This is a genomic window from Microcella alkaliphila (assembly GCF_004216855.1).
Taxonomy (GTDB): Bacteria; Actinomycetota; Actinomycetes; order Actinomycetales; family Microbacteriaceae; genus Microcella; species Microcella alkaliphila.
Genome location: NZ_SGXT01000014.1, coordinates 1 through 24819, shown reverse-complemented (window position 1 = coordinate 24819; position 24819 = coordinate 1). Strand labels below are relative to the sequence as shown.

The window sequence follows — 24819 nt, the reverse complement described above, 5'->3', positions numbered from 1 at the left end:
CCATGGGGCACTGCGACCACGCTCGCCCGCCAGGAAAAGCTCCTAGGCCCCGATCTGGAGACCGAGTGGCAGCATTGTCGAGCCCGCTGGGCGGGTGAGGTATTGGATACCTCGCGGCGAGAGCACCTGCTCGATGGCCGAGATCATTCCGCCGACCAGACCGGCCTCCTTGCCCAGCGCGCTGTGGGTGACCGAGAGGTTCCGCGTCGCCAGTGGTTGTGCCTGCTGATAGACGACGCTGCGGATCTGCGAGAGCACATCCTCGGTGCACTCGGTGACGTCCCCGCCGATGACGATCCGAGCCGGGTTGCAGAAGTTTACCAAATCGGCAATCGCGCGCCCCAGGGTGGATGCGGTCTCGCGCACGACGCTCACGGTGGTTGCGTCGCCGAGCATAAGGCGCGCGATGAGCTCCTTCGGGTCGACGGCGGTCCCGAGCGTCTTCGAAACGCGGTCGGCCATCGCGCCTACAGATGCGATCGCTTCGAGGCAGCCGCGATTGCCGCAGTTGCACAGTACGTCGCTCATGTCGCGCATCTGAATGTGCCCGATGTCGGCGGCGGCGCCGTCGGCCCCGTGCAGCAGCAGACCGCTCTCGCTGACGAAGCCGGCGCCGACACCCGTACTGATGTTGATCATCAACAGGGGGAGGTGGGCGCCACCGTAGGCGCGTGCCTCGCCCAGCGCCATGAGGTTGACGTCGTTGTCGACGATGACGTCGCACACGAAGCGTTCCGCCATGAACTTGCAGACGCTGAAGCCGTCCCACCCCGGCATGAGCGGGGGGCGAACGGCGAAGCCGAGATGCGAGTCCACCGGCCCGGGGAGTCCGACGGATATCGCCAGGGCATCGTCCGCGACGAGCGAGTTGGCATGCAGCATCTCGGCGAAGGCGTCGCAGATGGCGCAGAGCAGCACCATGGGGCCTACCTCGACGTGCATATCGATGTCGCGCCGCTCGACCACCACTTTGTCCAGGGTGGTCAGCGCTAGGCGGGTCACCTCGATCGAGACGTCGGCCACCAGTACGACGCCCCTGGCCGCACTGACCTTGAAGACCTGCGCGGGCCGGCCCCGGAGATTGCCCCCGCCGAGACCGCCGTCCTCGATGAGGCCGTTCTCGAGCAGAACGCCGAGGTGGCCGTCGATCGTCGACCGCGCGAGTCCGGTCACCTTCACGATCTCCCGCCGGCTCACAAGTCCGCCGTCGGCGATCATCCGAGCGATGACGCTGCGGGCGGCATGGGCATCGGGTGCGAGGTTGCGATCCGGCTTCAGAAGCTGAACTTCTGTCCACAGTGTTCCCATTAGCGTGGAATCGACCCTTCACTGGTCCCGATTTATGCAGAAAACGAAATAATTCGGGCGTCTTTTTTCTGTTTGAGACCTTATCTACAGTAAGTCAAGGTCAGCAACTAGACAGCCACAGACGACTGCCGAATGAAAGAGGTCGACGATGACGCTCAGACTCGAGGTGAAGGGGCTCTCGAAGCACTTCCTGGGAGTCCAGGCACTGGACGACGTGAGCTTCGGGATCGAGCCCGGACAGGTGGTCGCTCTGATCGGTGAGAACGGAGCCGGCAAGTCGACGTTGATCCGCATCCTCTCGGGGGCCCACGCTCCGGACGCCGGCGAGATCTTCGTCAACGGACGACGCGCGACGATCAACGGCCCCGCAGCCGCCGAGGACCTCGGCATCGCGACCGTCTACCAGGAGCTCAGCCTTTTTCCCGACCTCTCGGTCGCCGAGAACCTCCTCTTCGGCGCTTACCCCGGAAGGGGGATCATCAACTGGCGGGCGGCCAACAAGGAGGCTGCCGCGTTCCTGAGCGATCTCGGACTGGCCGTCGACGTCACGATGAAGGTGCGTCAGCTCGGCATCGCGGAGAAGCAGATGCTCGAGATCGCGAAGGCGCTGCACAGGCGGGCGCAGATCGTGATCCTCGACGAGCCCACGGCGGTTCTCGGCGGCGAGGACGTCGACCATCTTCTCGCGCTCGTTCACGGCCTGAGGGAGCGCGGGGTCAGCGTGATCTTCGTCTCGCACCGCCTCGACGAGGTCTTCGGCCTCGCCGACCGCTACGTCGTGCTGAAGGACGGCAAGCTGACCGGCACCGGGAAGATCTCCGAGACCGACCATGACGACCTCGTCTCGAAGATGGTCGGTCGGGAGTTCACCCGGGCGCCTCGTGCGGTCAACCAGTCCTTCGGGGACGTGGCGCTGGAGGTGAAGAACCTCTCGCGCGCAGGCGTGCTCGATGACATTTCGTTCTCCGTCCGTTCGGGGGAGGTGCTGGGCATCGCGGGCCTTCGCGGCGCGGGACGCACCGAACTCGCGCGTGCCATCTACGGCGCGGACGCCATCACGAGCGGTACGGTCACCGTCGCCGGTACCAAGACCACGATCCACAGTCCACTGCGGGCGATCCGTGCCGGAATCGGGCTGGTCCCGGAGGAGCGGAAGAGCCAGGGCCTGTTCATCGCGCTCTCCACAGCCGCCAACATCCCGATCGTGCGGATGCTCAAGCGCGGAGCCGCGCGGTCTCAGCCCGCGGCCGATCGCCGCACCGCGGCCGAGTACGTCACGAAGCTGCGCATCAAGGCCGGCGACGTCGGCGCGCCGGTCGGCACCCTGTCTGGGGGTAATCAGCAGAAGGTCGTGCTTGCGAAGTGGCTGGAGGCGGGGGCCGACGTGCTCATCCTCGACGAGCCGACACGCGGCATCGACATCGGTGCGAAGCAGGAGATCTACGAGCTCATCCAGACGCTCTGCGAGCAGGGTCGTGCGGTGATCGTCATCTCCTCGGAGTTGCCCGAGGTGCTTGCGCTGAGTCACCGGATCCTCGTGATGTATCACGGCGGGATCGCGGCCGAGCTCGACGGCGCGAGCGCAACCGAAGAAGAGATCATGTTCCACGCAGTGGGAGGAAACCGATGAGCACGTCTACCGCAGGCAACGGCGCCTTGAATTCTTTGTCGATGAAGGTGCGCGGAAACTGGCTCCCCATCGTGATCTTCATCGGGATCGTCGTGCTCGTCGCGGTCTTCGTCCCGGCCTTCTTCCAGCCCAGCAACCTCCTGAACGTCGGCCGTCAGTCGGCCATCGTGGGGGTGATCGCGATCGGGATGACGTTCGTCATCCTGACCGGCGGGATTGACCTGAGCGTCGGGTCGATCCTGGCGCTCTCGGGTGTCACGACCGCCATGTTGATCAACAACGGAATGGTCGTCCCCCTCGCCATGATCGTCGCATTGCTCGTCGGTGTCGGCGTCGGCATCCTGAACGGGCTCGGCGTCGCGGTTCTGGGCATCCAACCCTTCATCATGACTTTGGCGACGATGGTCGCCATCCAGGGATTGTCGCTGCGGCTGACCAACGGCGGACCCCAGCAGTTCAGCAATGCGGCTGAGATATTCCGGGTGATCGGCAGCGGAAACGTGCTCGGCATCCCCGGACCCTTCCTCGTGTTCGTCACAGTCGCGATCGTCGGCATCCTGGTGCTCCGCTATCTCTCCTTCGGTCGCTACATCTACGCGATCGGCGGAAGCCTCGAGGCCGCACGCCTTGCGGGCGTACGCACCAAGCGCACCCTGGTCATGGCGTACGCGATCAGCGGCCTCTGCGCGGGTCTCGCTGGAGTGATGACGGCCTCACGACTCGGCGTCGGCGACCCCACTGCGGGCAGCCTTGCGAACCTCGACGCCATCACCGCGGTCGTCATCGGCGGGACGAGCCTGATGGGCGGCACCGGCGGCGCTGTCGGGACGGTGTTCGGCGCGCTCCTGCTCGCGGTGCTCTCGAACGTCATGAACCTGATCGGCATCTCGCCCTTCGATCAGCAGATCGTCAAGGGCGTCGTCATCGTCATCGCCGTGCTGGTCGCGGTGCAGGCGACGAGGCGACGGCTGAGCGAGAGGAAGCCGTCCGCGCCGAAATCGGGAGCGAAGCCCGCCTCCCCCAGTCCGGTTCAGGCGACACGCGCGGCGCTATGACAGGCATGTAGCGAAGCACTTCCCCGGGCCCCGGGCTCACGAGAAGTTCCCTCACCACTACCACCACCACCAAGAAGAAAGGTGCAATGATGCACGACCTGAGAAACAACAGAGGAAGTCGGCTCGTCCTGGCGGCGGCCATCGGTTCCATCGCCCTGATGACCGCGGGTTGCACGTCGACCGGGTCTGCAGGATCCACGTCGGAGAACGAGGCGGTCGGTGACGAACTCGCTCCGAGCATCTATTGCGGCGAGGAGTGCCAAGCCCAGCTCGCGCTCGAGGCGGACCCCGCGTCGATTGACTGCTCCGTCGGCGTCTCGTGGAGCAGCGCCTCCTTCCCGTACGGCGCGAAGTCGACGCAGCAGATCCCCGAGTTCGCGGAAGCGTTCTTCCCCGGCATGGACGTCACCGTGAGCGACGGTCAGGGGGATTCCACGGTCCAGTCCGGTCAGGTCGACGACATGATCGCGCAGGGCATCGACGTGCTGATCATCTCCCCGCAGGACGCCGCGGCGCTGGCCGGGGCCGTCGACCGAGCGACCGCCGCCGGCATCCAGGTGATCGCGGCCGATCGCGCCGTCGACACCGAGGTGGCGACCTACATCGGGTCCGACAACGTCGATGCCGGGGTCGTGAGCGGCGAGGCCATCGTCGCCGACTTCCCCGACGGCGCGAACGTCGTCGAGCTCGCGGGCAGCCTGGGCGCATCGCCGACGATCGATCGCGGCGATGGGTTCCGGCAGGCTCTCGAGGGCTCGAACGTCGAGATCATCGCTACCCAGACGGCGAACTACGATCGCGCCCAGGGCCTGCAGGTGATGGAGGACTTCCTCCAGCGTTTCGGCTCCGGCGAGATCGACGCGGTCTTCGCGCACAACGACCAGATGTCTTTCGGCGCCATCCAGGCCATCAAGGAGGCCGGTCGCGAGGGCGAGATCAAGGTCTACGGGATCGACGGAGAGTCGGGCGCCCTCGACCTCGTCCAGGCGGGGGAGTACGCGGCGACAGTCGGATACCCGCTCGTCGTGAAGGAGTCGGTCATCGCCGCCGCGAAGCTGTGCGCCGGCGAGCCCATCGACGAGCGCATCGTGCTCGACTCGACCCTCATCAACGCCGACAACGTCGAAGAGTACACGGGGCGCGCTCCCCAGTGATCGCGCCGGGGCCGGATGCGTCGGTGAGCGTCCGGCCCCACACTTCTTCCTGAAAGGACACACGAAATGAAGATCTCCTACAACACGTGGGCCTACTCCAGCTTCTTCGTCTGGGTTCCGGCCTACACCCTCGACGAGACGATCAAGCGCATCGCGGGACTTGGCTACGACGGAATCGAGATCGGCGCCGCTGCGCCACACGCCTACCCTCCGCACCTCGGCGCAGAACGGCGCAAGCAGGTGCGCGAACTCCTCGACGAGCACGGCCTTCAGCTCTCCAGCATGCTGCCGGCTCCGTCCGGGGGGCCCGGGAACAACCCCGCCTCGCCCTACATCGAAGAGCGCCGCGCGACGGTGGAGCACTACAAGGAGCTCGCCGAGATCACCGCCCAGTGGGGCGGCAAGACCCTCATCTACCTGCCCGGCTGGATCATCTTCGGCACAACGCGTCGTCAGGCCTGGAAGTGGAGCCGCGAGGTTCTCACCGAGGTCGCCGACGCGATCGCGCACACCGGTGTGACGCTCGTGATCGAGCCGACCTCGCACGACACGAACCTGTGCATGAGCGCCGACGATGCGATCGAGCTGATGGAAGACGTCGACCGCCCCAACGTGAAGCTCATGTTCGACACCTTCCACATCATGTACAACAAGGAGGTCTTGAGCGACTACGCCTACAAGATGGGCGAGAACCTCAAGCACATCCACATCTCCGACAACGATCGGCTCCCTCCCGGGTCTGGTGTGGGCGACTTCCCGTCCCTGATCGACGCGCTGATCGATGTGAAGTTCGACGGGTTCCTGACCATGGAGACCGGGTTCCACCGCCGTGGCATCGAGCCCGACGAGGACGCCCGCACCTCGATCGAGTACCTGCGTCCGCTCGTCGAGCAGAAGTTGGCAGCTCGCGCGAACCCCAGCGCGTAGTCCGAGCTACGAAAGGCAGTGATGATGACCGGGTCGACGTTTCACCCCGACTTCGCCCTTCTCTTCCTGAATCCGCGGGAAGCCGCGACCATCGACGCGATCGTCGGCCACATCATCCCCTCAGAGGAGGGGTCGCCGGGGGCGCGGGAAGCCGGGGTCACAGAGTACATAGACCGTGCGTTGTCGGGGTTCATGCGCGACCTTCAGCCGGTCTACCGGGAGGGGCTCGCGGAGTTCGAGGCGTTCGCGGTGGAGACCGCGGGTGCCCCGTATCTCGACCTCGACGGCGAGCAGCAGCTCGCGGTCATCGCAGAGCTCGACGAGCTCAGCGGCGCTCGACCGGACGCCTTCCTGGGGCAGTTCTACCGCATCGTTCGCGAACACACCGTGCAGGGGTTCTTCGGCGATCCGGCCTACGGCGGCAATCGTGACGTCGTGGGCTGGAAGCTGGTGGGCTTCCCCGGCGCGCAGTGGGGCTATTCGCCGGAGCAGATGCGCCCGGGGGTCGATTCGTCGAGCATCCCCATCCTCACGGTCAAAGATCTCTACGCCCGGATTGGAAGCATGTAATGAGAGCGGAATACGACGCGATCATCGTCGGAATGGGCTCGGCCGGAGGAATCATCGCGGAGCAGCTGACCAAGGCCGGTGCACACGTGCTGGCACTCGAAAAGGGTCCTGACTACACGCAGGAGGACTTCATGGTCAAGCAGGATGAACTGCGCTACTACCAGCGCGGGGCGATCGTGGCCGGCGTGAACGTCGATCCTGTGACGTGGCGTCCGAACGAGTCGTCGACGGCGCGTGTGCTGCCCTGGTCGGCGGGTGCGCTCGGGACCGACGAGCCGCTCTACGGCCTGCCCTCGATCGGCACGGGGGGCGGGACCCTGCACTGGGGATGCGCCGCGTACCGGTTCCGTGAGGCGGATTTCCGGATGCGGTCGGCGATCGCGGAGAGGTTCGGGGAGGCGGCGCTGCCGGAGGGGTCCTCGCTCGCGGACTGGCCGATCAGCTATGCCGACCTCGAGCCCTACTACGAGCGGGTCGAGCAGGAGCAGGGCCTCTCCGGGCGGGCAGGGAATGTCGGGGGCGTGCTCCAGGAGGGCGGAAACCCCTTCGATCCGCCTCGTGAGCGCGACTACCCGATGCCGCCTGTCGCACAGGGGCCGGGAGATGTGCCGTGGGTGGCGGCGACGGAGCGCCTCGGTCTGCATCCGTTCCGTCAGCCCCTCGCCATCAACTCCGAGGAGTACCGGGGTCGTCCTGCCTGCGTGAACTGCGGGTTCTGCCATGGCTTCCCGTGCCATGTGAAGGCGAAGTCCACGACACAGGTGACGTCGGTGCCCGCGGCCAAGGCCACGGGCAACCTCGAGCTCCGTGCGCGCAGCCGGGTACTGCGCATCAACCGCTCTCCCGACGGGCGCGAAGTGCGCGGGGTGACCTACGTCGATGCGCTCGGCGAGACGCACGACGTGTTCTCGAACACCGTCGTGCTGACGGCGTACGCGCTCGAGAACGTGCGGCTGATGCTCATCTCGGGTATCAATGCGAACGGTCAGGTGGGTCAGCACTTCATGACGCACAACTTCGGCTGGTTCACTTCGGTCCTGCCGGAGGTTACCAACCCGTTCATGGGGACGTTCAACGCGTCCAGCGCGATCGACGACTACACCTCCGAGCTCGTTCCCGACAACGACCTCGGTGTGCTGTGGGGATCGCCGATCATCAGCGTCACCGGTGATCTTCAGCCGATCGAGGCGTACCACAACATGAATCCGGGCGTCGCGAAGTTCGGCCTCGAGTTCAAGCACTGGATGCGGGACAAGTACCGTCACATGCATCGTATGTACTCGCAGACCACCAACTTCCCCTATGCGCGTCACTACGCCGACCTGGACCCGGTCGTCAAGGACCGCTGGGGTCAACCGGCCCTGCGCATCACGCACGATTGGGAGGACCACGACGCCAACTCGGTGACCCTGATGGGTCGGTACAAGGAGCGCATCGCGAAGGAGATGGGCGCGACGGAGTACTGGATGGACTCACCTCGGCCGCCGTACCACCTGTCAACCCACGACGTGGGGGTGCATCGCATGGGCCTCGACCCCGCGACATCGGTAACGAACGTGCACGGCGAGGTCCACGAGTGCCGCGGCCTGTTCGCCGTCGGCGGGGGCCAGTTCGTCAGTTACGGCGGATACAACCCGAACCAGACCGTGCAGGCGCTCGCGTATCTGAGCGCGGAGGGTCTCCTCGCCTCTAACGGCCTCCGGCTCGCCAGCTCGACGTCGATGGTCGCATAGTGGGCGACCGCTTCAGCGGCCGGGTCGCGTTCGTGACGGGCGCAGGTCGTGGTCAGGGTCGCAGCCATGCGCTTCGGCTCGCCCGCGAGGGAGCGGATGTCGCACTCGTCGACCTAGGAGGTGGCGGGGTGATCAATCATCCGCCCTATCCGACCGCGACGAGCGCCGACCTCGCTGCCGTAGCCGCGGAGGTGCGCGCGATCGGTCGCTCCGGCGAGGTCTTCGAGGTCGACGTGCGCGATCCGGCGGGGCTTCAAGCGGCCGCCGATGCCGCCGCCGAGAGGCTCGGCGGGATCGACCACCTCGTGGTGAACGCGGGCATCACCGACGGGTTCCACAACACGTGGGAGCTCCCCGTCGAGAACTGGCGCACGATGATCGACGTCACGCTGTCGGGGGCCTTCTACACCTGTCGAGCGGTCGTGCCCCATCTCCTGCAGAGGGCCGAGACCGCATCCGTCGTCCTCATCGGCTCGGGGGTCGCGATCAAGGCGGTGCCCGGACTCAGCCACTATGTGGCGGCCAAAGCCGGTCTCGTGGGGCTAACGGAAGCGCTCGCCGCGGAGCTCGGACCCTACGGCATTCGGTGCAACTCCGTTCACCCCGCCGGGGTCGACACGGACATGACGACCGCGATGGTCGAGCTGAACGGGATTCCGCGCGAGGACCTGCTGCGCGGGTTTCGCGAGCGACAGCTGATCGCGCGGAACGTCGAGATCGACGACGTCACGGCAGCGGTCACCTGGTTGCTGTCGGACGAGGCGCGCCGCGTCACCGGGCTCGCGATGACCGTCGACGCGGGAGAAACGAAGAAGTGAGCAGCTCCGTCGGAGCAGGAAAGGACGAGAACATGGCCATCCAGGACGTGTACCGAGTGGGCATCGTGGGACTCGAATTCGGTGCGGAGTTCATCCCCATCTACCAGCGGCACCCGAATGCCGAGATGTATGCCATCTGTCAGCGCACGCAATCGAAGCTCGACGAGGTCGGCGACCGGTACGGCGTGGAGGTGCGCTACACCGATTACGACCGGATGCTGGCCGACCCATCCATCGACATCATCCACATCAACACTCCGTTGCAGTTCCACGCCGACCATGTCGTCGCCGCGCTGAAGGCGGGCAAGCACGTCGGCTGCACCATCCCCATGGCGATCTCCGTCGAGGACTGCAAGCGGATTGTCGACGCCCAGCGTCGTACCGGCCTGACTTACATGATGATGGAGACGACGGTCTATAGCCGTGAGTTCCTCTTCGTCCAGGACCTCTATCGCTCGGGCGCGCTCGGCAAGCTCCAGTTCCTGCGCGCCTCGCACCACCAGGACATGACCGGGTGGCCGTCGTACTGGGACGGCATGCCGCCGATGTACAACGCGACCCATGCGATCAGCCCCACGCTCGCGCTCGGCCGCCACCAGGCCGAGTATGTTCAGGCGCTCGGATCGGGCTCGGTCTTCGAGCGGATGAAGTCCGCCTACGGCTCGCCGTTCGCGATCGAGTCGACCCATATCAAGTTCCTCGACGCTGATCTGGGCGCGGAGGTCACCCGGCATCTCTGGGCCGTCGCCCGGGAGTACCGGGAGAGCTTCGACGCGTACGGTGCGATCCGTTCCTTCGAGTGGTCGCAGACGGAGGACGGCGCGCACGTCGTCTACCTCGGCGAGCGTGCGGAGCGGGTCGAGGTGCCCGATTTCGCGAGCCGGCTGCCCGCCGAGATCCAGTCGTTCACGACCGCGGGCGTCTACACCGATGAGGGCGAGTTGGAGCACCGGTCGTTCGTGCAGGGCGGCGGCCACGGGGGATCGCACCCGCATCTCGCCCACGCGCTGCTCATGGCGGTCGCCGGCGAGGGGGAGGCGTTCCCCAACGCGGTGCAGGCGGCGAACATCACGTGTGCGGGCATCCTGTCGCACGAGTCGGCCGTCAACGGTGGCCAGAAGACCTACCTGCCGGAGTGGACGCTGAGCGATCAGAAGCCGTTCGACGTGTCTCTCGAAGAGGGACGCGAGCCGGCCTGGGAGGGCGAGACCGAGGTCGTGCCCTCCTAAGTAGTTCCCCGTGAGGTTATGAATACGGGTTGAGCGGCGTGGCCGTCGAGCCGGGGAGGGGCTGTGGTGATTGCAGTGGTGGACCCGTAGTAGGTGGCTTCGCGGGCCTGCTCGCTGTCATAGGTGACTGGCCCCGGTAGTCGCCCTCGTTCGGAGCGGGGGCATACCTATCCTCGTTGCCCACCAGTTGCCCACAAGTGAACAGAATCGGGATCAACCGAACCGGGTTAAAAGCTGAGAATGAAGACCTAGTATTCGCGTGATTCCGGGGTAACTGAGCGAACCGGCGCGGACTGGATCGGGGCTCTTTGGGTTCAAATCCCACCGTCACCGCCATTGTCCTTTCTCAGGACATCGGAAGCCCTCGAACCTACTGGTTCGGGGGTTTCCTGCGTTTCTGGGGTCCTTTGGGTCGGCCTGCCGGCTGATGAGCGCGGGCCCGGTGCCGCCCGTCAAGCCGCCGAGGGTGTCCTGCGCGCGCTGACGGTGATACTTCCGCTCGATCCATACGACGATCGCGAGCCGCAGCTCCTGCCGTGTGCCCCACCGGTGCTGGTTGAGCACGTTCGTCTGCAGCAGTGACCAGAACGACTCCATGGCCGCGTTGTCCCCTGCGGCGCCGACGCGTCCCATCGATCCGACCATGTCGTGGCGGCGCAGCTCGCGGGCCATCGCCCGGCTCCGAAACTGACTACCCCTATCGGCGTGCAGGATGCAGCCGGCGACCTCACCACGGCGGGCGACGGCGTTGCGGACGGCGTCGACGGCGAGCTTCGCGGTCATCCGGTCGGAGATCGAGTAGCCGACAATCCGGTTGGAGAACACATCCTTGATCGCGCAGCAATAGAGCTTGCCTTCGCCTGTCCAATGCTCCGCGATGTCCGTGAGCCAGACCCGGTTCGGTGCATCAGCGCGGAACACGCGCTGGACGTGGTCGTCGAACACGGGCGGCCCGGCCTTCTTGCCCTTCCGGCACCTTCGACGTTGGGCGGACGAGAGGATCCCGGCCTGCGAGCACAGCTTCCACGCCGTCCGCCGGCTCATCCGCCACCCCGCTCGACGGGCTTCGTCGGCGAGGTATCGGTAACCGAACGTTGGGTCGACGTGGTGCGCGTCATGCAACGCGTTGATCCGATACGCGCGGAGCACGTCGGCAGCGCGGACGGGGTCGTTGCGCCACCGGTAGTAGGGCTGTCTTGCGAGCTTCAGAACCCGACACGACACCGTCACGGGGATCCCCGCATCGGCGAGCTCAGATACGAGCGGGTACGTCATTTTGGGGAGCCACCGAGGCGCAGATTCGCCTGCGACAGATACGCCGCCGCACGTCGCAGCACCTCGTTCTCCTGCTCAAGCAAGCGGATCCGCTTTTTCAACTCCCGGGCCTCCGCGGCATCGGCGGCGGTCTGACCGGGCCGGTTGCCTTCCTCGACATCGGCTTGACGCAACCAGTTCTGCAGCGTCGCCTCACTGATACCAAAATCGGTGGCGATCTGTTTGATGGTGACGCCGCTCTCACGGCTACGAGCGACCGCGACGACGTCCTCGCGGAACTCTCTGGGATAGGGACCGGGCATGATGACATCCTCCCCGCCAGCGCCCTGCGGCACTAACGATCAGTTGTCACCAGTTCGTTCCTCACGCCCTCCTGTCTCAGGACATAGGAAACCTCCGAACCTACGGGTTCGGGGGTTTCTGTCTTCTCTGGGGCCCTTTGGCCGGTGGGCGGCAACCTTGGGCATCACGTCTCTGACGGAGCAGCTGTCACGTTCTGATTCGAAGCCCCTGCATTCCGCCATCGACGGCGAGGGCCACCCCGGTTGTTGACTCAGCGAGTGGGCTAGCGAGGTAGCAGATTGCGGCGGACACCTCGTCCGGTTCAACAAGACGCCCGTGTGGCTGACGCCCTTCTAGCGCTGCCCGCTCTGCTGCAGGATCTGCTGCTGAGGAAAGAAGACGTTCGACCCACGGCGTGTTCGCTGTCCCTGGATTCACACAGTTCACACGGATTCCCTCGGGAAGGTGGTCTGCTGCCATGCTCATGGTGAGCGAAAGTACGGCGCCTTTCGTTGCGCTGTACAGCGCTCGCTCCGGCAGGCCAGCCGTTGCTGCGATAGAGCAGGTGTTTACGATGACCGCATGTCCCGAATCGCGAAGGAAGGGTAGTGCTGCGCGGGAAACACGAACAAGTCCGACGACATTGACGTCGAAAACGCGGTGCCACTCATCGTCTTCGTTCCTCTCGATGGTGCCTTGCGCACCGATTCCCGCGTTGTTGACGACGATGTCGATTCCGCCGAGTTGCTCTGCCGCTAGAGCAACGGCAGAGCGTACCGAGTCATCATCAGAGACGTCACACGCCAACGCGATCACGTTGTCCGCCGCGAGTTCAGGGGTCAAGTCAAGCACTGCGACTTGTGCGCCTCGTTCCACGAGTTGGGCGGCAGTAGCAGCCCCGATACCGGACGCTCCGCCGGTGACTATTGCTGTGAGTCCGTCGAATTCCATGCTTGTCCTTAGGGGTGGGAAGGGGTGAAGTGCTGGCGCTGACGGCCGAGACCATCGATCTCGACCTCGACCACATCACCGACCCTGAGGTAGGGAAAACGTCCTGAGAGTGCGACTCCCTCGGGGGTGCCTGTGCAGATAAGGTCCCCCGGTTCCAGCACGAGGTACTGGCTGAGGTTGAAGATGATCTCGTGGACGCTGAAGATCATGTCTGCAGTCGTTGAGTCCTGGCGAGGTTCCCCGTTCACCCAACTGCGAAGCCGTGCGTCGCTGGGGTCAAACTCGTCAGGGGTGACAAGCACCGGCCCTACCGGGCAGAAGCCCGCGGAGCTCTTGCCCTTCGACCATTGGCCACCGGACGTCTCCAGTTGAAATTCTCTTTCCGAGAGGTCGTTTACCGTGACGAATCCAGCGATCGATTCGCCAGCCTGCTCTCGATAATCGAGGTATGACGTTCGTTTGCTGATGACGACACCGAGTTCAACCTCCCAGTCGGTCTTGGATGATCCTCGTGGAATCGCGACGTTGTCGTTGGGTCCGACAACGGTGTTGGGTGCCTTGTGGAACAAGATCGGAACAGTCGGGGGTTCTGACCCGGATTCTGCCGCGTGCGCCGCATAGTTCATGCCTATGCAGAACACGGACGACGGTCGCGCTATCGGTGCGCCGATGCGGGCACCGTCGGTTGATATCTCGGGAAGAAGCGAGGAGGAAAGTGCTTCTGCGACACGTTCAGGCCCTCTCTCCATCCAGAAATGGTGGTCGACATCCGGCGTGAGTGACGCGATCGAGTAGTAGATGTTGTTGTGCACGACGCACGGGATCTCTTTGCCGGGCTCGCCGATGCGCATGAGCTTCATTGCGTACTCCTAGTGGCCCATGAAACTGCGCTGGCTCGCCCGGTCCGCGAGCCACAGCCATCGGCGCACTGCGTCGCCAACCGTGCTCTTGGCAGCATCGAGCGCCTCATCGCGGATGCCCCGAAGGCGGGTTGCGTCGATCCTGGCGCTGCCGTCGAGCTCCTCCATGAGCCTCACGAAGGCATCAGCTTCAGACTGACCGCCGACCCGGGGGGCGACATCCTGTGCCATGAACTCTTCCCATGTGAGGTCGGGGTCATAGGTGAATCGGCCGAAAGCGAGGTAGCTCAATTCGCTAGAAACGTGGTACGGCGAAGGTTCCCCCCACACCGTGAGCCCCTGCATGTCAAGCGCCGCCGAAGTTCTTGCCAACTCTGCGAAGTCGGGGGCGTTGAAGGCATAGCGTTCCGTGCGCTCGTCGCCATTCCATTGGCAGGCAAACTGACTACGAATAACGTTGGTCTGCGTGGGGAGTGACCTGACGTCTGCTGCGGTGAGCTCGGTGCGCGCCCGATTCCAATACGAGCGATTAAACGTGTGCTGGTAGATGCCTCCCTGAGGAAGCGTGTTGAGCGGATCGTGGGCGGCGGGGTCCAGGAGATTGTCCCACTGCAACTCGCAGTACAACCAAAGATCCTTTCGCTGAGATCGGGCGGCATCGAACAACACGGGGAAGTTGTCGGCCATGTCGGCGTGCGACCAGAATTCGGCGTCGTTGTCGCGCCGTGCTGCCGTCTCGCGCTCGCCGCGTCGGGCATTGCACTTCGCACATCCGCAGACCCCGTAGTCGCCGGCCTCGATGTTGATGCCGCCAACGTCGACGGTTTCTACTAGCCACGAAATCGCATCACGCATCCACTCGATGTTGGCGGGTTCGGATGGGCAGGCGGTGCGAGTGTAGTCACTCTTGGGAAAGCTGAGGGGGAAGGAGAGGTCCTGCAATTGGAATCCGACCCCTCGCTCCATTTCGGCTTCGTATCCTGGGTTCCGATCGAGCCACGTCGCGAGATTGTAGGGGTGTTTGCCCTCCCAATAGACCCCTCCGTAGGCCCCGATCGCAATTCCCGGGAGGATCCGGACGCCCCGTTCGTTGGCGTAGCGACACAACTCCTGTGCGGCAGCGACTCCGCCGTGGCTGTCCCGGAAGAAGCCGTAGATCACGATGGCCGCGATCTGATTCATGCTGCAGAAGTCAACCATCCGGCGGTAGTCCGCAAGGAAGCCTCCAGGTGGCTTCCCGTACGAGTTAAACACACCGATCTCCTGGTGCCCGATCTGATTGAGCTCCCAGTTGGTCGAGTGATCCCAGGTCCAGAAAGTCCTGTACGCCAGCTTGGGGGTGCGCTCCAAATTGCGGTCCGCAATGCGAATGCCGTTGGGTGCTGGTTGGGAGATCCGCTGAACTAGCTCCTCAACTCCAAAGATCACGCCGGAGAATGGTCCGCCCGTGATCGTGATCGACGGCACTGCGCCCGTTGAGTCCACCTCAATGCGGAAAGCGCCCTCATCCAAGCCTGCTGATTCACGCAACATGACTGTGGGCATGGATTCTGGAACGACCGACCCTGCGGCCGCGTCGAGCCACTCCAAGTCGGCCCATGACTCCTTGAGTCGTCGTGCCGCATGCGGATGCGCGTCGGCACCGAGAACAGTGACTCGGCCAAACATCTGAACGTGGGAACCCTGCGACATCGATCGTCTCCTCTTTGTGCGTAGAAGTGGGGAAGCGATCGGTAGAGCGAACGGCAGGTGGTTATGTAACATAGCCGACACCATGGAACAACGCCAGCTCCTTTCGCCTTTGGCCAACAACCTTCGAATGTGGCGCGAGCGCAGGGGCATGAGTGCCTCCGCCCTCGCTCGAGAAGCAGGACTGGCGAAGTCAACGGTGTCTGAGCTCGAGCGGGGGAACGGGAACCCGTCGCTCGACACGCTCTGGGCGCTTGCCAAGACCCTGCACGTTTCGTTGGGCGCACTCTTCATGGGACCCGTTGGTCGTAGCGAAGTTGAGCTCAAGCGCCTCATCGATGCGCCTGTTATCGCACACGATGGTGACAAGTTTGTGGCTCAGTTGATGGCATCGTGGCGCAATTCTGGCGAAGTTGAAGTCTCGATTGTGTCGTTGGCGCCGAATGCGAAACGAAGCTCACGGGGCAATTCCCTTGGTGTCGTGGAACGCGCCGTTTGCCTCAGCGGCCTGGTCGAGGTGGGGCCAGACGAGTCCATGACTCTTCTGGAGCCGGGCGACATGATCACCTTTCATGCCGATCAACCCCACATCTATCGGGCACGCGCCGACGGTGGACGCTTGCTCGTCGTGCAGCAGTACCCATTCGTGAACTGAGTAGTCGCCGAGGCGGCACTATCCGTCACGAGGTGTTGACGCGGTGACCTAGCTTTGGTTTACTTGTGTCGTTCGGTAGAGCGAACGAGTAACTGACATGGCGAACATGTTTGAGTTCAATTTCAATGGAGAAGCTTTTGGAAGCCGACATTACGGAAGCTGACGACCCGGGCCTTGAATCGACGGCGCAGCCAGTCATCGAGACTCGTGGAATTACGAAAAGCTTCGGCCACGTCGAGGCGCTGCGAGGCGCGTCGCTCAGGGCTTACCCGGGAGAGGTGCTCGCGCTAATCGGCGACAACGGTGCCGGCAAATCGACGCTGGCCAATGTCATCGCGGGAGTTCACGCAAGTGACGGCGGCGAGCTCCTTTTGCGGGGCAACAGCGTGGACGTAGCATCCGTTCGTCAGGCTCGGGAGCTCGGGATCGAGATCGTCTACCAAGACCTTGCACAAGCTCCCGACCTGACTGTCTCGCAGAATTTCTTCTTCGGTCGCGAGCTACTCGTTAGAGGCTTCGGTCGCATACTCGGCAAGCTTGATGAGCAGTCCATGCGGCAACGCACCAAGGAGGCGATGACTCTTCTCGGTGCCCAGGTTCCCTCACTCACCGTTCCAGTGAGCGCCCTCTCGGGGGGCCAGCGCCAGGCAATCGCAGTGGCACGCGCTGTCATGTGGGCGAAGGCAGCGATCATCATGGATGAACCTACGGCAGCGCTCGGGACAAAGCAGACGGCAATGGTCTACGACGCTGTGCGCGCGGCTGCAGATCGCGGGCTTGCCGTCATTCTCGTGAGCCACGACATCCCAAAGATGATCGAGTTCGCCGATCGAATGGCGATCATGCGCCACGGTGCCGTGGTGTCTCAAATGCCAACAGACGGTCTCGAGCTAGTCGACGTACTGACGACGATGCTTACAGCTCAGAAGGACGAAGCATGAACCTCACGAAGACGTCCCCGCACACTTCCGCCGCAACGTTCTCCAGCAGCGAACCGCCGCTAGCGAAGAGGATCGTCACGTCGACAGCATTCATGATCGCGGTCGTTGTACTCATCCTCATTCTCATCTTCGGTCTGCTCTCCCCCAACGGGGTGTTCCTCGGTCCCACCAACTTCCGCAATCTTGCACTCGATTCCGCACAGCTCATTTTGCTTGCCGTTGGAATGACCTTCCTGTTGGGCGCTGGCGAACTGGACCTCTCAATCGGTGCGAACGTGATTCTGTCGTCTGTGGTTGCAGCCAAGGTGATCACCTTCATGGGCGGGACGCCTGAAGAGGTGCTCGCCGGCAACTACAGCAATGCCGGTGTAGCAATACTCCTTGGACTCCTCGCTGCCATGGTGACGGGCACTCTCTTCGGCATTGTGAACGCGACGCTTGTCAACATGCTCCGAGTCAACTCCTTCATTGTGACTCTCGCGATGATGAGTGTTGGTAGCGGAGTTGCCTACATCATCACGGGCGGGGTGAACGTCAGCGCCTTGCCTCGTGAGCTGCAAAGGAACTTTGGCTCAGCCGACCTCTTCGGGGTCGTCCCCATTCCGGCGCTCATCGCCGTCCTTATCGGTGCCATCGCCTGGTTTGTCATGACGAGACTGCGTTTCGGTACCCACACGGTCGGGATGGGGTCGTCGATCCGGGCTGCTCAACGCGCTGGGATCAACGTGAAGCTGCAGCGCATGAAGCTCTTCGGAATCATGGGACTGATCGCCGGCCTAGTCGGATTCATCGATATCTCTCGATTCTTGACGACCAACATCCAGGGCCATCAGGGGGACGCTCTCGCGGCGATCGCGGCTGTGGTCATCGGCGGCACGAGCCTGTTTGGTGGGCGTGCGTCAGTACTGGGATCGATGATCGCGGCCATCATCCCGGCCATTCTCATCAATGGGCTCGTCATCATGCGAGTCGGCTCGTTCTATCAATTGGTCGTCACAGGTGTGATCCTCTTGATCGCCGTCGGAATCGACCAGCGCCGCCGCGCGGCACCCAGCTAGTCAGTCTCTGCTCCGCTGTGCGGACTCTCCAGACCTTCACACCCACCAAGAGATCCATCCAGCCAAAAGGAGAACACTGTGCAAAAACAATCACACGTCCTAAAGCGCGGAAGCGTCATCGCGGCCGCGTCCGCCCTCGCGTTGGTGCTGAGCTCGTGCAGCAGCGCAACGGCACCGGCAGACGGCTCTGACGATGCGGCGGCAGGTAGCCGAGTTGTCTCGTTCGTTGCCGCGCAGATGACTGCAACGTACTTTCAGGTCATGCAGTGCGGTGCGCAGGCGGCTGCCGACGAATACAACGTCGACCTTGACTGGCAGGGTGACGCCGACTGGGATGTCGCAACCCAGACGCCTCTCATCAACGCGGCAGTCCAGTCGCAGCCTGGCGGCATGGTGCTCGTCCCGACCGATCCTGTTGGGCTCATCGAGACCGTGGGCAACATCGTTGCCGACGGAATCCCTGTAATCACCGTCGACGGCAGCCTGAACGAACCGGTCGAGGCGCAGAACATCCGCACGGACAACATTAGCGCCGGTGCACTCGCGGCAGACGCGCTCGCCAGGTCGATCGGTGAAACGGGAACTGTCCTCGTAATCGCTTCATTCCCCGGGGTTGCGGCAAACGCGGAACGCGTCGACGGCTTCACGGAGCGGATGGCAGAGGCGTACCCGGATGTCACCGTGCTTCCGACCGAATACTCGGAAGCTGACCAGTCGAAGGCGTCGCAAATCGCAGCAGCGGCGATTACCAGCCCGGACCTGGTGGGCATCTACACGACCCTCGCCCCGGCATCTTCAGGTGCCGCGGCTGCAATCCAAGCCGCGAACAAGACCGGTGAGGTCAAGCTCGTCGCCTATGACGCCGACCCCTCGCAGGTCGAGGACCTCAAGAACGGCGTCTACGAGGCGCTCGTCGCGCAGGACCCCTACGGTCTTGGCTACGACTCGGTGGCGCGCATCGCGAGAATTATCGATGGGGATCTTGATTCGGGCGACCTGGAGTACCAGGAGTACGTCACGGCCTACATCATCGACGCGGACAACGTCGACAGCGATGAGACCCAGCGATACATCTACAACCCGACCTGCTAGATCGATACCTCACACCGAAGCAAATAGAAGGCAGAAGTTCCATGAGCTCTGACAACGGCCACTCTCACCACCCGCTCACTCATCAGGCGGTGCGAGTGGCCATTGTCGGCTCTGGGCCCTTTGCAGAGCTTCACGCTCAAGCGTTCACAGAGAACCCTGACTGCGAATTGATCGCAGTTGTCGGTCGCTCGATCGAACGTGCAGAGGCACTCGCAACCCGTTTTTCCGTGCAGGAGACGTACCGCACCACCGAAGAGCTCTTCGAGGCTCGTGCGGTGGATGCCGTTGCCGTTGTGACAGCGGGGACCTTCCACCTTCAGCCAACTCTTGCCGCGCTCGAGGGTGGAGCAAGTGTGCTGCTCGAGAAGCCTGTCGTCATGAACAGCACCGAGGGGCGCACATTGCGAGAGGCGGTCGAGCGGGCGCCCGGTTTCGTTATGCCGGCACACATCCTCCGGTTCGCCACCCCGTATCAAGAACTCCGAAGTCGGCTAGAAGCCGGTGTGGTCGGCACCCCGCGCGCCTTGTCCTTTCGACGTCACCGCACGACTGACCATGATGAGCTCTTTCATGACGTTCATCCGGTTCTCATGACGATGATTCACGACATAGATCTTGCGATGTGGCTGACCGGTGCCACGCCGCTTCACATTACTGCGCGACAGATTGAGGCGCACTCGCGGTCGCAACCGCTTGCCGTCTGGGCCGAGGTGGAGACCACAGATGGCACGGCGATCTCCTTCCAAGTCTCCTGGTCGCTCGCGGCAGGATCGCTTTCGGACTCCTTCGAGGTCATCGGCGACAATGGAGCACTTTCGCTCTCTCTTGCGCCCCGCGTTCGCGACTTCGGTCCGGGGGCCAGCCTTGTGGACGATTGCCTGACGCCCGACGGCGGACACGGCGCTTTGCGTGAAGAGATCCGTCAGTTCGTCGACGCGGTCCGATTTGAGAATCCGCCCACCGTGGTCACCCTTGACGAAGCGCTTGCAGGTATCGACCTCGCCGAGCAGATCATTGCGGTTGCCAGAACGCATCGAATCGAGGCCGGCGAATGTCTCTGATCGACTCGCACATTCACCTCTTCGAACGCGGGTATGCCGACAATAGGCCGGCCGGCGCGGAGCTCGAGGACTACCAGTCTCTCCGGAAGCGGTATGGGATCGACAAGGCGCTCGTGGTCGGCTTCGAGGGCGACTCCCGGTTCAGGGGGAACAGCGCATACGTGCTGAATCTCGCCAGAGACCACGATTGGATTGTCCCCCTCAGCTTCATTGACCCGACAAACGCGAGCGCTCGATCCGTCGACGAAGCTGTCGCCGCCGGCGCAGCGGGCTTCTCCCTCTACCTCGGTTCGGATGCGGCCCTGGCTGAACAGGTGCAGGCCGACGTGTGGCGCGCGATCGACAAGCACGGATCGATCCTCAGCGTGAATGCGACGCCCGCGGCGCTCGCCGGCTTCGGACCCGTAATCGAGAGGCTAGGGAGAAGCGAGGTGCTCATCAGTCATCTCGGGCTGCCCGGACTGGCCGCCATCGAATGTTCTTCCGCTGACTCTCTTGCGCCGTGGACCCCAAAGAGATTGGCTGCGCTGACCGAGCTGGCGAAGTATCCGCAAGTTTCAGTGAAACTGACTGGCTTGTACGCGATCGATCCAGAGTTTCCGCACCGTCAGGCCGAAGCAGACGTCCGCGTGGCGATGGAGGCGTTCGGTATCTCTCGTTTGGTCTGGGGGTCAGACTATTCACCTGGCTTGGGCACAGTGACAGTCGACCAACTTTTCTCGGTTCCGGACTGGCTCAGCAAGCAACTCAGCGCCGACGAGGTGGACGACCTCACCGGCAAGACAATGCAGCGCATCCTCGAGGTGAGCTGACGATGCCCCGATTCTGCTACACCTTCGAACTGCTCCCGGGAACACTCGATCGGTACGAGCAGGAGCATCTGGAAATCTGGCCGGAAGTAGTCGAAGCGATGAAGCGGGTGGGTATCACCGACTACTCACTCTTCCGACGCGATCATGCAGTCATCGCTTTTGGTGAATGTGTTGAATCGGTATTCGACACTCTCCGGGCGCTGGACGACGATCCCGACAATCAGCGCTGGAGTGGACACATCCGCACGCTGATGCACAACCCACTCGATGCCGACGGGCAACTCAAGATCAGCCACGAAATATGGCGAATGCCCTGACTGTCAGAGAACACGCGCGATCCGAGACCGTCAACCCGCATGAACAACAGAAAGCGCCCATGATAACTCCCGGGGACACCCCCCTGCTCGACTCGAGCTATTTCCTCAACCTCACTTCGGACGCGTACCTCTACTGGGGTGCGCACTCGCCTGCGCTCAAGCGGGTCGAGGACGCGATTGTCGCCTCATATAGGGCCAAGAGTCTGGGCGAGGGGGGTCGGGACTTCCTCTACGCCGCCGAGAGTCACACGCGGGACAGCATCGCGCAGCTGACCGGCCGGCGAGCGTCAGAGGTGGGAATGCTCGGTGATGCCTCGACGGCGTGGAGCGCGATCGCCAACGGTTGGAAGTGGACACCCGGTGACAACATCGTCATCAATGAGTACGAACACCCCGCTGTCTTCGCACCCTTCCTGCGGTTGCGTCAGTACGGTCTCGAGGTCCGCGTCGTCCCGCGGAATGACGACTGGGAGATGCCCGCGTCTTCGATAGAGGAATACTGTGATGAGCGCACCACGGCGATTGCTGTGAGCCATGTCGGTTACGTCACCGGACTTCGACACAGTCTCACGGAGCTCGGTCAGATCGCGGATCGAGCAAATGTGCCGCTACTCGTCGACATCTCGCACTCCCTTGGCGTGATCGACATGGATCTCTCTGCTGCGGCTCTTACCGTCACAGCTTCGTATAAGTGGACCCTGGGTCCGTACGGTGTCGGCGCCGTAATCTGGAACCAGGATCGCCTGCCTGACTTCGAGCCAGGCTCGGTGGGCTGGCGGTCGCTAGAGAACATGTTCACGGACAAGCGCTTCGACGAAATCAACTGGAACCTCGACGGGACGCGGTTTCAGATGGGAGCCCCTGCGCTAGCGGACATTGCGGGTCTCGGCGCTGGAATCGACACGATCCTTGACCTTGGAATCGCGAAGGTCGAGGCTCACTCACTCGCCTTGGTCGGCGCAGCCATGGCCGGGTTGAGCGACTTGGGACTTGAGGTGATCACCCCCTCCGACTCTGCCAGACACGCCGGTAGCGTCGCATTCCTGCACCCGGGCGGCGAGGCTTTTGCTCGGCGGCTTGCAGATCATGGGGTGCTGGTGTGGGGCGGCGACGGGCGGGTTCGAGCCTCGTTCCATGTTCTGAATTCGAAAGGCGACGTCTCGCGTCTTCTGGCGGGCGTGACAGCCGTACTTGCAGAGATGCCTCTAGAAAGGATTTGACATGTCACATGAACAAATCGACGCCTACCTTGCCCAACGGGAAGACGACCTCATTGCACTCGTTCAGGACATGGTGGCGATCAATAGTCAGATACCGCCACACGGCGACGAACGCGAGATCGTGAAGTTCCTGCAAGAAACTCTGACCAGGCTTGGACTCGCTGACGAACTGACGGTTATCGGACCGTCCGAAGATCGGCCGAGCCTCATCGCCCGTATTCGCGGCACCGGGGGTGGCAAGAATCTCATGCTCAATGGACACATCGACACCAAGCCGATTGGCGAGGCTCGCGAGCAATGGCGGACCGAACCCCTCGAGGCCACGACCATCAACGGCACAATGTTCGGACTCGGCACAACGGACATGAAAGCTGCCGTTGCCGCCATGATCTATGCCGCTTACGCGCTCAAGGAAACTGGAACCCCACTGAGCGGCGACCTAGTAATTGGGATGATTGCCGATGAAGAGGCGGGCGCTCAGCTCGGCGCAAAGTTCGTGGCGCCACACGTCACCGGCGTCGACGCGATCCTTATTGGGGAACCAAGCGGATGGGACCACGATTGGCAGGGCATCCACCTGGTCTCACGGGGAGTTTGCGGGTTCCGCATCATCGTCCACGGTACCCAGATGCATTCGAGCCTCTCTGACCGGATGCCGTCTGTAAACGCGTCTCTCAAGCTCGCTGACCTCATGACCCGAATCGGTGCAGAACTTGACGTTCCCTTCACTCCGCACCCGCTCGGTCAGGTTGGTCCGACGCTCAACGCTGGCGTGATGATCAGCGGTGGCACATTTTTCGGTGTCGTTCCGGGGCGCGCGGAGTTCGCGTGCGACCTGCGCACGGTCCCCGGTCAGACGAAAGACGAAGTTGCTGTCGGCATCGAAGCATGGCTGGATGCCTGCAGAGCGGCCGACCCGGAGCTCCAAGTCGAGTACTCGTTCGAGCCCGGGCTTGACTGGGTCCCGTGGAGCGAGCTTGACGCAGAGCACCCGCTCGTCACCGCGACGCAGGCCGCGTCCAAAGATGTACTCGGAGAGGCGCCGCCACTTGGCGTGTTCCCCGGGGGGACGGATGCGCCGTGGTACTCACAGATCGGCATCCCCACTCTTCCCTCGTTTGGCCCTGGCGTGCTGACTTGTGCGCACGGCCCCAACGAATTCGTCAGTGTCGAGAGCATTCATCAGGCCGCACGAATGTATGCGCGGATCGCCGCGGACTTCTGCCGATGATCAACCAAGACAAAGGAGCAATTAGCATGCAGCTTATCCACACCACTAACGCACCGGCTCCCGGTGGTCACTACTCCCAGGCATCACGCGTGGGTGACTTCGTTTTCACGGCAGGACAGATTGGCGTTGATCCGTCGACTGGCGAGACACCGTCTGACTTCCGCGAGGAGGTGCGGCAGTCCCTCAAGAACCTGAAGGCGGTCCTCGCTGAAAGTGGCGCAGAAATCGGCGATGTTGTGCGGACAATGTGCCTCCTTACCGACATCGAGAGCTTCGCCATCTTCAACGAGGAATACGCCGCATTCTTTGGTGATCACAAGCCAGCGCGAAGCACCTTCGGAATAGCGCTCGCCGGCGGGTTCACTGTAGAGGTAGAGGCGATCGCATTCGTCGGGGATAAGTAAGGTCTAGCCGAAGCGGAATCCCAATCTCGCATCTTCTTCTTTCGTAGTAGACGGCAAGCCCAAAGCGTGATTGAGCTCGAACGACAGGCCGCGCCGCCTGGGTCGGGATCCCGAACCAATGTCGATGACCGAGCGCATAGCTCGGCATGGGTCGAGTGATCCGCGTGAATCTAAGAACCCCCGGGGCCGCATCGTGCGCCTGGCCGATGCGGCCCCGGGCACCACTCGAGTGATTACCTGGAGAGCCTTAAGGGCTCGCTCGTGAACACCCACTAAGTCTTCCTCGTGGGTGTCGCCGGGTACCCTGCCGCCCCAAATGCTGGAGGCGAACAGGGGACAGGGGTTAGTTGTTTCGTAGCGCCCAGCTCCGCGCTACGGGCGGCAGCAGCAAGAACGATGGACGGTGGTGAGTAACTCTCCCGCTGCCGTAGCTGTGAGGGATTCTTGAGCTCCTGACGGCGCTCACTGAAATTCCTCAGTTCTGCTCATCGAAATTCCCCACCCCGGGTCGCTCCGCCGCGTGAGGCGGGCCTCCCTCGATGCTGGT

At 63.2% G+C, this 24819-nt stretch carries 22 protein-coding genes and 1 pseudogene; 18 read left to right on the top strand and 5 right to left on the bottom strand.

Translation table 11 applies throughout. The features are described 5' to 3' along the window. Nucleotides 1-42: 42 nt before the first annotated feature. The gene (locus EV140_RS05805) at nt 43-1308 is read right to left on the bottom strand and encodes an ROK family transcriptional regulator (RefSeq protein WP_130282008.1); all 1266 of its coding nucleotides are present in this window, start codon (nt 1306-1308) and stop codon (nt 43-45) included. A 148-nt stretch (nt 1309-1456) separates the two neighbouring features. Here EV140_RS05805 and EV140_RS05800 point away from each other — a divergent pair, with 148 nt between their 5' ends. The 8 genes from EV140_RS05800 to EV140_RS05765 all read left to right on the top strand — a co-directional run bounded on the left by EV140_RS05800 (nt 1457) and on the right by EV140_RS05765 (nt 10424). Then, entirely contained in the window at nt 1457-2938 is a 1482-nt protein-coding gene (locus EV140_RS05800) for a sugar ABC transporter ATP-binding protein (protein WP_130282006.1), read from the top strand. Then, nucleotides 2935-3993 (top strand): ABC transporter permease, encoded by a 1059-nt coding sequence (locus tag EV140_RS05795; RefSeq protein ID WP_198674364.1) that lies wholly within the window; start codon nt 2935-2937, stop codon nt 3991-3993. Before EV140_RS05800 ends, EV140_RS05795 begins: the two co-directional genes overlap by 4 nt. A gap of 89 nt (nt 3994-4082) precedes the next feature. Continuing rightward, on the top strand, nt 4083-5147 hold the full coding sequence (locus EV140_RS05790) for a substrate-binding domain-containing protein (RefSeq protein WP_157985614.1): 1065 nt from the start codon (nt 4083-4085) through the stop codon (nt 5145-5147). Nucleotides 5148-5213: 66 nt separating this feature from the next. Next, nucleotides 5214-6074, top strand: a complete 861-nt coding sequence (locus EV140_RS05785; RefSeq protein ID WP_130282002.1) for a sugar phosphate isomerase/epimerase family protein — start codon at nt 5214-5216, stop codon at nt 6072-6074. Nucleotides 6075-6098: 24 nt separating this feature from the next. Further along, nucleotides 6099-6644 (top strand): gluconate 2-dehydrogenase subunit 3 family protein, encoded by a 546-nt coding sequence (locus EV140_RS05780; RefSeq protein ID WP_198674363.1) that lies wholly within the window; start codon nt 6099-6101, stop codon nt 6642-6644. After that, nucleotides 6644-8377 (top strand): GMC family oxidoreductase, encoded by a 1734-nt coding sequence (locus tag EV140_RS05775; RefSeq protein WP_130281998.1) that lies wholly within the window; start codon nt 6644-6646, stop codon nt 8375-8377. Before EV140_RS05780 ends, EV140_RS05775 begins: the two co-directional genes overlap by 1 nt. Then, nucleotides 8377-9195: an SDR family oxidoreductase gene (locus tag EV140_RS05770; protein WP_130281996.1), complete on the top strand. Its 819-nt coding sequence runs from the start codon at nt 8377-8379 to the stop codon at nt 9193-9195. Before EV140_RS05775 ends, EV140_RS05770 begins: the two co-directional genes overlap by 1 nt. Next, nucleotides 9192-10424: a Gfo/Idh/MocA family protein gene (locus tag EV140_RS05765; protein ID WP_241971321.1), complete on the top strand. Its 1233-nt coding sequence runs from the start codon at nt 9192-9194 to the stop codon at nt 10422-10424. The genes EV140_RS05770 and EV140_RS05765 overlap by 4 nt, the downstream gene beginning before the upstream one ends. A 450-nt stretch (nt 10425-10874) precedes the next feature. On the opposite strand, the pseudogene EV140_RS05760 reads toward EV140_RS05765, so the two are convergent. The 4 genes and pseudogenes from EV140_RS05760 to EV140_RS05745 form a co-directional block, all read right to left on the bottom strand. Further along, nucleotides 10875-12001 (bottom strand): annotated as a pseudogene (locus tag EV140_RS05760) (IS3 family transposase); the annotation flags it as partial. A 187-nt stretch (nt 12002-12188) separates the two neighbouring features. Further along, nucleotides 12189-12932, bottom strand: a complete 744-nt coding sequence (locus EV140_RS05755; protein WP_130281994.1) for an SDR family NAD(P)-dependent oxidoreductase — start codon at nt 12930-12932, stop codon at nt 12189-12191. Between the two features lie 8 nt (nt 12933-12940). Beyond that, nucleotides 12941-13792 (bottom strand): fumarylacetoacetate hydrolase family protein, encoded by an 852-nt coding sequence (locus EV140_RS05750; protein ID WP_130281992.1) that lies wholly within the window; start codon nt 13790-13792, stop codon nt 12941-12943. Between the two features lie 9 nt (nt 13793-13801). Further along, nucleotides 13802-15484 (bottom strand): hypothetical protein, encoded by a 1683-nt coding sequence (locus EV140_RS05745; RefSeq protein WP_130281990.1) that lies wholly within the window; start codon nt 15482-15484, stop codon nt 13802-13804. 82 nt (nt 15485-15566) lie between these two features. Here EV140_RS05745 and EV140_RS05740 point away from each other — a divergent pair, with 82 nt between their 5' ends. The 10 genes from EV140_RS05740 (at nt 15567) to EV140_RS05695 (ending at nt 24272) form a co-directional block, all read left to right on the top strand. Then, nucleotides 15567-16136: a helix-turn-helix domain-containing protein gene (locus tag EV140_RS05740; RefSeq protein WP_130281988.1), complete on the top strand. Its 570-nt coding sequence runs from the start codon at nt 15567-15569 to the stop codon at nt 16134-16136. A gap of 125 nt (nt 16137-16261) precedes the next feature. Beyond that, nucleotides 16262-17077 carry an ATP-binding cassette domain-containing protein gene (locus EV140_RS05735; RefSeq protein ID WP_130281986.1) on the top strand — a complete coding sequence of 272 codons (816 nt, stop codon included), beginning with the start codon at nt 16262-16264 and terminating at the stop codon, nt 17075-17077. 92 nt (nt 17078-17169) lie between these two features. Then, nucleotides 17170-18135, top strand: a complete 966-nt coding sequence (locus EV140_RS05730; RefSeq protein ID WP_157985613.1) for an ABC transporter permease — start codon at nt 17170-17172, stop codon at nt 18133-18135. A 78-nt stretch (nt 18136-18213) separates the two neighbouring features. Further along, nucleotides 18214-19227 (top strand): ABC transporter substrate-binding protein, encoded by a 1014-nt coding sequence (locus tag EV140_RS05725; RefSeq protein WP_157985612.1) that lies wholly within the window; start codon nt 18214-18216, stop codon nt 19225-19227. 41 nt (nt 19228-19268) lie between these two features. Then, nucleotides 19269-20288: a Gfo/Idh/MocA family protein gene (locus EV140_RS05720; protein WP_130281980.1), complete on the top strand. Its 1020-nt coding sequence runs from the start codon at nt 19269-19271 to the stop codon at nt 20286-20288. After that, the gene (locus tag EV140_RS05715; protein ID WP_130281978.1) at nt 20279-21100 is read left to right on the top strand and encodes an amidohydrolase family protein; all 822 of its coding nucleotides are present in this window, start codon (nt 20279-20281) and stop codon (nt 21098-21100) included. The genes EV140_RS05720 and EV140_RS05715 overlap by 10 nt, the downstream gene beginning before the upstream one ends. A gap of 2 nt (nt 21101-21102) precedes the next feature. Next, nucleotides 21103-21417 (top strand): L-rhamnose mutarotase, encoded by a 315-nt coding sequence (locus EV140_RS05710; protein WP_130281976.1) that lies wholly within the window; start codon nt 21103-21105, stop codon nt 21415-21417. Then, nucleotides 21402-22637 carry an aminotransferase class V-fold PLP-dependent enzyme gene (locus EV140_RS05705; RefSeq protein ID WP_130281974.1) on the top strand — a complete coding sequence of 412 codons (1236 nt, stop codon included), beginning with the start codon at nt 21402-21404 and terminating at the stop codon, nt 22635-22637. Before EV140_RS05710 ends, EV140_RS05705 begins: the two co-directional genes overlap by 16 nt. Before the next feature lies 1 nt (nt 22638). Then, nucleotides 22639-23868 (top strand): M20 family metallopeptidase, encoded by a 1230-nt coding sequence (locus EV140_RS05700; protein WP_130281972.1) that lies wholly within the window; start codon nt 22639-22641, stop codon nt 23866-23868. After that, nucleotides 23865-24272 carry a RidA family protein gene (locus EV140_RS05695; RefSeq protein WP_338418539.1) on the top strand — a complete coding sequence of 136 codons (408 nt, stop codon included), beginning with the start codon at nt 23865-23867 and terminating at the stop codon, nt 24270-24272. Before EV140_RS05700 ends, EV140_RS05695 begins: the two co-directional genes overlap by 4 nt. Nucleotides 24273-24819: the final 547 nt, after the last annotated feature.